The organism is Mesorhizobium sp. M2A.F.Ca.ET.039.01.1.1 (genome assembly GCF_003998035.1).
Lineage (GTDB): Bacteria > Pseudomonadota > Alphaproteobacteria > Rhizobiales > Rhizobiaceae > Mesorhizobium.
Genome location: NZ_RZRY01000272.1, coordinates 1 through 7920 on the forward strand (window position 1 = coordinate 1; position 7920 = coordinate 7920).

Genomic DNA, 7920 nt, shown 5'->3' on the forward strand with positions numbered 1-7920 from the left:
GACCACTCCTCACCCCCCTCAAGGGGGGAGATTGGACGTCACGCCGGCCTTCGCCAATCTTCGGCGTCGAAGAGAGGGCGAGGTTGTCGAAACTGCCAATCTCCCCCCTTGAGGGGGAGATGTCCGGCAGGACAGAGAGGGGGGTGACGGAACTCAAGGCTGGCTCGATAAGCTAAGTCGCTCTCACCCACCCTGCTTGGTGGTGCTGGTGCCGAAATCGACCTTCGGCACCTGCATCTTGTCCTCGTCGACGGTGAAGTTGGCGAAGGGCTCGTTGCCGCGGAACCAGAAGGTCGCCCACAGCACGGACGGGAAGGTCTTCAGCGTCAGATTGTAGTCCCTCACCGCCTGGATGTAGTCGCGCCGCGCAACCGCGATGCGGTTCTCGGTGCCTTCGAGCTGCGCCTGCAGCGCGAGGAAATTCTGGTTGGCCTTGAGGTCGGGATAGGCTTCCGAGACCGCGATCAGACGCGACAGCGCGCTGGTCAGTCCGGCCTGGGCATCCTGGAACTTCTTCAGCGCGTCCGGGTCCTTCAGCGTCTCCGGGGTCACGGTGATCTGCGTCGCCTTGGCGCGCGCCTGAACGACCGCGTCGAGCGTGTCCTTCTCGTGCGAGGCATAGCCCTTCACCGTCTCGACAAGGTTCGGGATCAGATCGGAACGGCGCTGATACTGATTGAGCACCTCGCTCCAGGCCGCCCTGGCGTTCTCTTCCGCGGTCGGAATGGTGTTGTAGCCGCAGCCGGCAAGCAGCGGCAGCACGAAAGCCATCACCAGGAAGGCGGGCAGATTGCGGAAGACGGAAGGTGGTGAGAGGCGCTCGGTAATCATGAATGGTCCCTCGACAGAAGTTGCATGCGAAGCATTACCACAATCCACGCGCAAGAAAATGTCCGGCGCATGACGCCGGTCCCGGTTCAGCCGTGAGCCACTGTGAATGGCGGCGCGAACAAGTTAAGCTGCGGGCCGGAAAGGACAATTGCCATGGCAGAGCGCCGGGACGACGAGGCCGAATCGCGCCGCATCCTCGAACGCGTGCAACAGGAAACGTCCCCAGGCGGCGCGTCGTTCATCACCCGCGCGGCGAAGGATGCGCGCGACCGCGTCACCGCCGCCGACACGGACCGCGCCGATCCCATCGAATATTGGGGAACCCGCATTGGCCGAACGCTCGGCTTCGTCATTGCCATTGGGCTATTGGCCTGGCTGGTGTATGCCGCCACGCGTGGCGGTTAGGAATCAAGCCTCATGAATGCAGAAAAAACCGACGCGCCGCGCGCGGTCATCGTCATCTCCAGCCATGTCGCCCGGGGCTCGGTCGGCAATCGCGCCGCGGTGTTCGCGCTGGAGACGCTGGGTTTCCCGGTCTGGGCAGTGCCGACCGTCATCCTGCCCTGGCATCCGGGGCACAGCCGAGCCACGCGCATCGTGCCGCCGCTCGACCAGTTCAAGGCGCTGATGGCCGATCTCGAGCGGGCGCCCTGGCTGGGCGAGGTGCGGGCCGTGCTTTCGGGCTATCTCGGCGAAGCGGGCCAGGCGGAAGCCGTTGCCTCGCTCGTCGCCGCCGTCAAGGAAAAGACCCCGAACGCGCTTTACGTCTGCGATCCGGTGATGGGCGATTCCGGCGGGCTCTACGTGCCGGAATCGACGGCCGCCGCCATGCGCGACAAATTGATGCCGATCGCGGACATCGCGACGCCGAACCGCTATGAGCTGGAATGGATGGCCGGCGCGCCGCTGCCCGACATCAAGGCGGTGACGGCGGCCGCGCTTCATGCCGGTCCGTCCACAATGCTGGTGACCTCGGCGCCGGCGATGATGGCGGGCGGCATCGGCAATTTCCTGCTCGACGGCAGCCAGGCGCTGCTTGCGGAGCACCGTGTGATCGAGAGGCCGCCGAACGGGCTAGGCGACCTGACGGCCGCGGTCTATCTGGCGCGGATTCTCTCCGGCCAGGCGCCGGTCAAGGCGCTGCAATCGACCACGGCGGCCGTTTACGAGATTCTCGCGCGCACCGCGAAGCGCGGCGGCGACGAGCTGCAGCTCGAAACCGACGCCCAGAGCCTGTCGCATCCAATGGCCATGGTGCAGCTGCGCCATCTGCTGCATCCCGGGCGGGACAAGCGGGCGTGAAACTGGTCGGCCACGCGCTGGCCGGCGTCGACGGCTGCAAGGCCGGCTGGATAGCCGTCCACCGCGAAGCGGACGCCGCGCCGTCCGTCTCGGTCTTCCCGAGCCTCCAGGTGCTGCTCGATGCGCTGCCCGATGCATTGATCGCCGTCGACATGCCGATCGGCCTGCCGGATTTTCAAGCAAGGGCGGCCGCGGGCCGGAGGCGCTGGTGCGGCCGCTGATCGGCGCGCGGCAATCGAGCGTGTTCGCCATCCCCTCGCGCGCGGCGCTCTATGCCGACACCAGCGACTTCACCACGATCGAAGCCTGGTATGCGGCGCATCGGCGGGCGAGCGCGGTGGCCATGGGGACTTCCGACCCGCCACGCGGCGTTTCCATCCAGGCTTTCGGCATCTTTGCCAAGATCCGCGAGATCGATCAGCTGTTGATCGCGCGGCCCGAACTGCGCGGCCGTGTCTTCGAATCGCATCCGGAAGTGGCGTTCTGCCGACTGAATGGCGGCACGGCGATGGCGCTGCCGAAGAAGACAAAGGGCGCGGTCAACCCGGCCGGCATGGAGGAGCGCAAGGCGCTGCTTTGCCGGCATGGCTATGAGAAGCGTTTCCTCGATCAGGCGCCGCCGCGGGGTGCTGCGAGCGACGACTTCCTCGACGCGGCGGCGATGATGCTGATCGCCGGGCGTATCGCCAGCGGCGCGGCGCGGCCTTCCCCCGACCCACCTCTGGCCGACCGTTTCGGCATACCCGTCGCCATCTGGGCTTGAGGCAAAATCGACCGCGCAGCTTTTGGCGGCATGCGATTGCGACGCCGCCATCCGCAATTCGGCATTGCCCACGACCTGCATTTGCCGCTAGAGGCTTTTTCGATCGCAACGAGCTGCCGCCTCCAACCCCCGGAAAGGCTCTAGCCGCCCATGCCTCACCTCCCCGAGCACCTCCTCGCCGGCTATCGCAACTTCATGAGTGGCCGCTACCCAACCGAAAGCGACCGCTATCGCTCGCTGGCGCGCGACGGTCAGGCGCCCGAGACGATGATCGTCGCCTGCTGCGATTCGCGCTCGGCGCCGGAAGCGATCTTCGATGCCGGTCCCGGCGAGCTCTTCGTGTTGCGCAATGTCGCCAATCTGGTGCCGCCCTACGAGCCGGACGGCGAGTATCACTCGACCTCGGCCGCGCTCGAATTCGCCGTGCAGAGCCTGAAGGTGAAGAACATCGTGGTGATGGGCCACGGCCGCTGCGGCGGCATCCGCGCCGCGCTCGACACCAACTCCGCGCCGCTGTCGCCCGGCGATTTCATCGGCAAATGGATGAGCCTGATCGCGCCAGCCGCCGAGACCGTGGCCTCCAGCACGATGATGACAACGACGGAGCGCCAGACCGCGCTGGAGCGTATTTCGGTCCGCTACTCCATCGCCAATCTCAGGACCTTTCCCTGCGTCTCGATCCTCGAAGGCAAGGGCAAGCTCTCGCTCTACGGCGCATGGTTCGACATCTCGACCGGGGAGCTGTGGGTGATGAACAAGGAAACCGGCGATTTCGAGCGGCCGGAGCTTTAACGGAGGCGTGATGCACCGGATCAGCTGGAGGATCGTTCTGGCGGCGACGCTGCTCATGTCCTCGCTCGTCCGCGCCAGCGCGGATGACGGCGCCATCATCGATCGCTGGTATTCGGCGCTGCTGGTCGCCGACCGTACCGAATTGTCCGACCTGCTTGCCGACGACGTGCGCATGAAGCTCGACGACATCGGCGTCGTCCAGACCAAAGAGGATTTCATCGCCTCGATCGACGAATGGCAGGGCGCGGTCGCGGGCGCGGCGATCCGCCATCGCATCGAAAAGAGCGAGAATGGTGAGACCACGGTGCTCGCCTGTTACGATTTTCCCAACAACGATACGCTCATGCGCGAGACCTTCACCGTCGCCCGCGGGCGCATCGTCGCCAGCACGCAGACAGCGGTGGCGCAGGACTGCAGCGGCTATTGAGGCGAGGTCCGTGTTGCGCGGCGCGCGGCATCGCCCTACATCCGAGGCAGCCCGCCTCCAAATCAGTCCACCGGAATCGCTCATGTCATCTTCAAAAGCCGTCGATCTCGCCGCCCATCCGCTGACCCTTTGGCAGGGTCCGCTCGGCCTGCCCGATTTCTCGCGCATCGGCGACAATGATTTTGGCCCTGTCTTCGACGCGGCGCTGGCGGCGCACCAGGCCGAGATCGACGCCATCGCCGGCAACAGAGAGACGCCGACCATCGAGAACACGCTTGCCGCGCTCGAGCTCGCCGGCGAGCCGCTCGACCATGTCTCGTCGATCTTCTGGTGCCGCGCCGGCGCCCACACCAACGACACGATCCAGGCGATGGAACGCGAGGTTTCGCCAAAGATGTCGCGGCATTTCTCCGCGATCTCGATGAACGAGAAGCTGTTTGCCCGCATCGACGATCTCTACCAGCGGCGCGACAGCCTGAAGCTCGATGCCGAGACGCTGCGGGTGCTGGAGAAGACCTGGAAGGGATTTGTCCGGTCGGGCGCCAAGCTGGATGCGGAGGGCAAGAAGCGGCTTGCGGCCATCAATGAAGAGCTCTCGTCGCTCGGGACCAAGTTCGGCCAGAACGTGCTCGCCGACGAACGCGACTGGGCGCTGTTCCTCGACGAGGCCGATCTTGCCGGCCTGCCGGATTTCTTGAAGAGCGCCATGGCCGAGGCGGCCGAGATGCGCGGCCAGAAGGGCCGCTATGCGGTGACGCTGTCGCGCTCGATCTACGAGCCGTTCTCGACCTTCTCCGAGCGCCGCGACCTGCGCGAGATCGCGTTCAAGGCTTTCATCATGCGCGGCCAGAATGGCGGCGCCTCCGACAACACCGATGTCGTGCGTGACATGCTGAAGCTGCGCGCCGAGAAGGCGAAGCTGCTTGGTTACGATTCCTTCGCGGCGCTGAAGCTCGACGATACGATGGCGAAGACCCCGAAGGCGGTGCACGAGCTGCTCGATCCGGTGTGGGAGAAGGCGCTGGAAAAAGCCGCCGCCGACCAGAAGGAGCTGGAGCGGCTGGCGACAGAAGCCGGCAGCAACGAGAAGTTCGCGGCCTGGGACTGGCGCTTCTACCAGGAGAAGCTGCGTGCCGAGAAATTCGCCTTCGACGAGGCGGAGCTGAAGCCGTATTTGCAGCTCGAGCGCGTCATCAAGGCTTGCTTCGATGTCGCCACGAAACTGTTCGGCATCACTTTCGAGGAGAAGAAGGGCATCGCCGCCTGGCATCCCGATGCACGAGTCTTCGTGGTGAAGAATGCCGACGGCAGCGAGCGCGGCCTGTTCCTGGCCGATTATTTCGCCCGTCCGTCAAAACGTTCCGGCGCCTGGATGAGCGCGCTGAAATCCGGCTACAAGCTCGGTCATGGTTCCAAGCCGGTGATCTACAACATCATGAACTTCGCCAAGCCGCCGGCCGGCGAAGCGGCGCTTCTGTCGGTCGATGAGGCGAAGACGCTGTTCCACGAGTTCGGCCATGCGCTGCACGGCATGCTGACCGACGTCACCTGGCCGTCGGTCTCGGGCACTTCGGTCAGCCGCGATTTCGTCGAACTGCCCTCGCAGCTTTACGAGCATTGGCTGACGGTGCCCGCGGTGCTGGAAAAGCACGCGCTGCACGTCAAGACCGGCAAGCCGATGCCGAAGGCGCTGCTCGACAAGATGCTTGCGACCCGCACCTTCGGCGCCGGTTTCGCCACGGTCGAGTTCACCGCCTCGGCGCTGATCGACATGGCCTATCATGCAAGGCCTGAGGCGCCGGCCGAGCCGCTTCGGTTCGAGGCCGAGACGCTGGAAAAACTGCATATGCCCGACACGATCGCCATGCGCCACCGCACCCCGCATTTCGGCCATGTCTTCGCCGGCGACGGATATTCAGCCGGCTATTATTCCTACATGTGGTCGGAAGTGCTCGACGCGGACGCCTTCTCGGCTTTCGAGGAAACGGGCGATGCCTTCAATCCGGAATTGGCCGAGCGGCTGCGGAAGAACATCTACGCCGCGGGTGGGTCGAAGGATCCTGAGGAGCTTTACACGGCGTTCCGGGGAAAGATGCCGTCGCCCGAGGCGATGATGGTGAAGCGGGGGCTGGTGTGACTGGCTAATCTCCCCCCTTGTCGGGGAGATGGCCGGCAGGCCAGAGGGGGGCGCTGTCCCGCCGACGTCTCAGTTCATCACAGTCCCGCCGACATCCCGCTTGGCTATTGTTACCCAAGCTAAGCGAGGTCGCGATCCTTCGCGCCCCCCTCTGCCCTGCCGGGCATCTCCCCCACGAGGGGGGAGATTGGCTGTTTCCACGGATCCGCAACCCTCGGCCATATAGCCCGGTTCAGCTTCCGATAATCCGTCTTTGCCGGATTGCTCGGATAGGAACTCGGCGCCGCGACATAGATGATCTCGGCGGCGATCGGCGCGAAGCCGGCGTAGAAATGGTTGGTCGATTTGATCAGCAGGATGTCCTTGTCCATCGGATCGATGCCGATATTGGAGAAGACATCCGGCTCGAAGGTCTGGGTGCGGTTGGTGTTCAAGATGACGTCGACTTCCGTGCCTTCGATGCGCACCACAGCCGACGGCCCCAACGTCACCCGGCTCGGACCGAAGCTTTGCCAGCCTTCGTTGGTCGTCTTCAGCACCGTGACGCGCGCGTCGATCGGCTCGCCGGCCTGCGGCCCGGCCTTGCCGCCGAAGCGCAGATCGATGACCGCGCCCTCGCCGGCGGCATGGCAGAAGGTCACGGCGATCGGGTCCCAGATCGTCGCCACACCGACCTTGTTCAGGCCGCGCTTGAGCAGCTCGCGCAACACGATGGTGCCGTCGCCCGGCACGCCGCCGCCGGGATTGTCCCAGATATCTGCGATCACGACTGGCTTGTCCTGGTGCGTCGCGCGCACGGCAAGCGCCTGTTCGATGCCCGCCGAGGCGGAGAGCATCGTCATCGCGGTTTTTTCGCGCAGCGCATAGAGCTCGCGCCCGAGGCTTTCCGCCAAAGCATCGCCCTTTGCCTTGTCGTTGTCGGTGACGACCAGGATGCGCGTGCCCATCTCCGGCACGTCGGCGGCCATGAAGCCGTGGATGACCGAGACCGACAGCACGCCGTCCTTGCCATGCAGCGCCTTGATCCTGTCGACGAAGGAGCGCATCGGCTCGCGGCTGGTCGGCAGCACCTGGATCATGCGGCAGTCGAAGGTCGAGATCACCGGCTCGATCTCGCCGCGCGCCGCGGCAAGGCCGAGCTCGACGACATGCTCGCCGCGCTCATAGAAATCGGTATGCGGGAATTCGAGGAAATAGGCCATGATATCGCAGGCCGCGACGCGTTTCGGCGTCAAATGGCTGTGCGGATCGAACTCCGAAGCGATCACCACCTTCGGCCCCACGATAGCGCGCACGCGTTCCAGCAGATCGCCTTCGCAATCGTCATAGCCTTGCGCGACCATGGCGCCATGCAGGCCAAGGATCACCGCATCGACCGGTAGGGCGGCCTTGAGCTGGTCGAGGATCTCGTCACGCAGCGCCTCATAGGTCTGACGCTGCACCAGGCCGCCGGGCTCGGCCCAGGTCGCCGTGCCTTCGATGACGGTCAGATCTTCCTTCGTGGCGCGCTTGCGCAGCGCCACGATCGGCGAGGAGCACAGCGTCGGCGTCTCTGGGTGTTTTCCCGGGCCGGCATAGAAGGCCATCTCGAACGAGGCCCGGTCGGTCGGCACCGGCGAGAAGGTGTTGGTTTCCGTCGCCAGCGAGGCGGTGAAGATGCGCATGAAC

The 7920-nt window shown here is 65.1% G+C and carries 7 protein-coding genes and 1 pseudogene; 6 read left to right on the forward strand and 2 right to left on the reverse strand.

The window, feature by feature from the left end; all coding sequences use genetic code 11:
* Window positions 1-183: 183 nt before the first annotated feature.
* Window positions 184-831, reverse strand: a complete 648-nt coding sequence (locus EOA24_RS20210) for a LemA family protein (protein WP_127255815.1) — start codon at window positions 829-831, stop codon at window positions 184-186.
* Between the two features lie 153 nt (window positions 832-984).
* On the opposite strand from EOA24_RS20210, the gene EOA24_RS20215 reads away from it, so the two are divergent.
* The 6 genes and pseudogenes from EOA24_RS20215 to EOA24_RS20240 all read left to right on the forward strand — a co-directional run bounded on the left by EOA24_RS20215 (window position 985) and on the right by EOA24_RS20240 (window position 6252).
* The gene (locus EOA24_RS20215; protein WP_126080518.1) at window positions 985-1236 is read left to right on the forward strand and encodes a hypothetical protein; all 252 of its coding nucleotides are present in this window, start codon (window positions 985-987) and stop codon (window positions 1234-1236) included.
* A gap of 12 nt (window positions 1237-1248) precedes the next feature.
* Window positions 1249-2133: a pyridoxal kinase PdxY gene (pdxY, locus tag EOA24_RS20220; protein ID WP_042645579.1), complete on the forward strand. Its 885-nt coding sequence runs from the start codon at window positions 1249-1251 to the stop codon at window positions 2131-2133.
* A pseudogene (locus EOA24_RS20225) lies at window positions 2130-2896 on the forward strand (DUF429 domain-containing protein). Before pdxY ends, EOA24_RS20225 begins: the two are co-directional and overlap by 4 nt.
* Before the next feature lie 150 nt (window positions 2897-3046).
* Complete coding sequence (locus EOA24_RS20230) at window positions 3047-3688, forward strand: carbonic anhydrase (RefSeq protein WP_040991526.1); 642 nt, start codon at window positions 3047-3049, stop codon at window positions 3686-3688.
* A 10-nt stretch (window positions 3689-3698) separates the two neighbouring features.
* Window positions 3699-4115, forward strand: a complete 417-nt coding sequence (locus tag EOA24_RS20235) for a nuclear transport factor 2 family protein (protein ID WP_126080519.1) — start codon at window positions 3699-3701, stop codon at window positions 4113-4115.
* Between the two features lie 82 nt (window positions 4116-4197).
* Window positions 4198-6252, forward strand: coding sequence for a M3 family metallopeptidase (locus EOA24_RS20240; RefSeq protein WP_126080520.1), 2055 nt, complete (start codon window positions 4198-4200; stop codon window positions 6250-6252).
* A gap of 119 nt (window positions 6253-6371) precedes the next feature.
* Here the strand turns inward: EOA24_RS20240 and EOA24_RS20245 are convergent, their stop codons facing one another.
* The gene (locus tag EOA24_RS20245; RefSeq protein ID WP_126080521.1) at window positions 6372-7916 is read right to left on the reverse strand and encodes a M81 family metallopeptidase; all 1545 of its coding nucleotides are present in this window, start codon (window positions 7914-7916) and stop codon (window positions 6372-6374) included.
* Between the last annotated feature and the right edge of the window lie 4 nt (window positions 7917-7920).

Coding starts and splice junctions, on each gene's coding strand:
- EOA24_RS20235 (WP_126080519.1), top strand. CDS start 3,699: ATGCACCGGATCAGCTGGAGGATCGTTCTGGCGGCGACGCTGCTCATG.
- EOA24_RS20210 (WP_127255815.1), bottom strand. CDS start 831: ATGATTACCGAGCGCCTCTCACCACCTTCCGTCTTCCGCAATCTGCCC.
- EOA24_RS20230 (WP_040991526.1), top strand. CDS start 3,047: ATGCCTCACCTCCCCGAGCACCTCCTCGCCGGCTATCGCAACTTCATG.
- EOA24_RS20215 (WP_126080518.1), top strand. CDS start 985: ATGGCAGAGCGCCGGGACGACGAGGCCGAATCGCGCCGCATCCTCGAA.
- pdxY (WP_042645579.1), top strand. CDS start 1,249: ATGAATGCAGAAAAAACCGACGCGCCGCGCGCGGTCATCGTCATCTCC.
- EOA24_RS20245 (WP_126080521.1), bottom strand. CDS start 7,916: ATGCGCATCTTCACCGCCTCGCTGGCGACGGAAACCAACACCTTCTCG.
- EOA24_RS20240 (WP_126080520.1), top strand. CDS start 4,198: ATGTCATCTTCAAAAGCCGTCGATCTCGCCGCCCATCCGCTGACCCTT.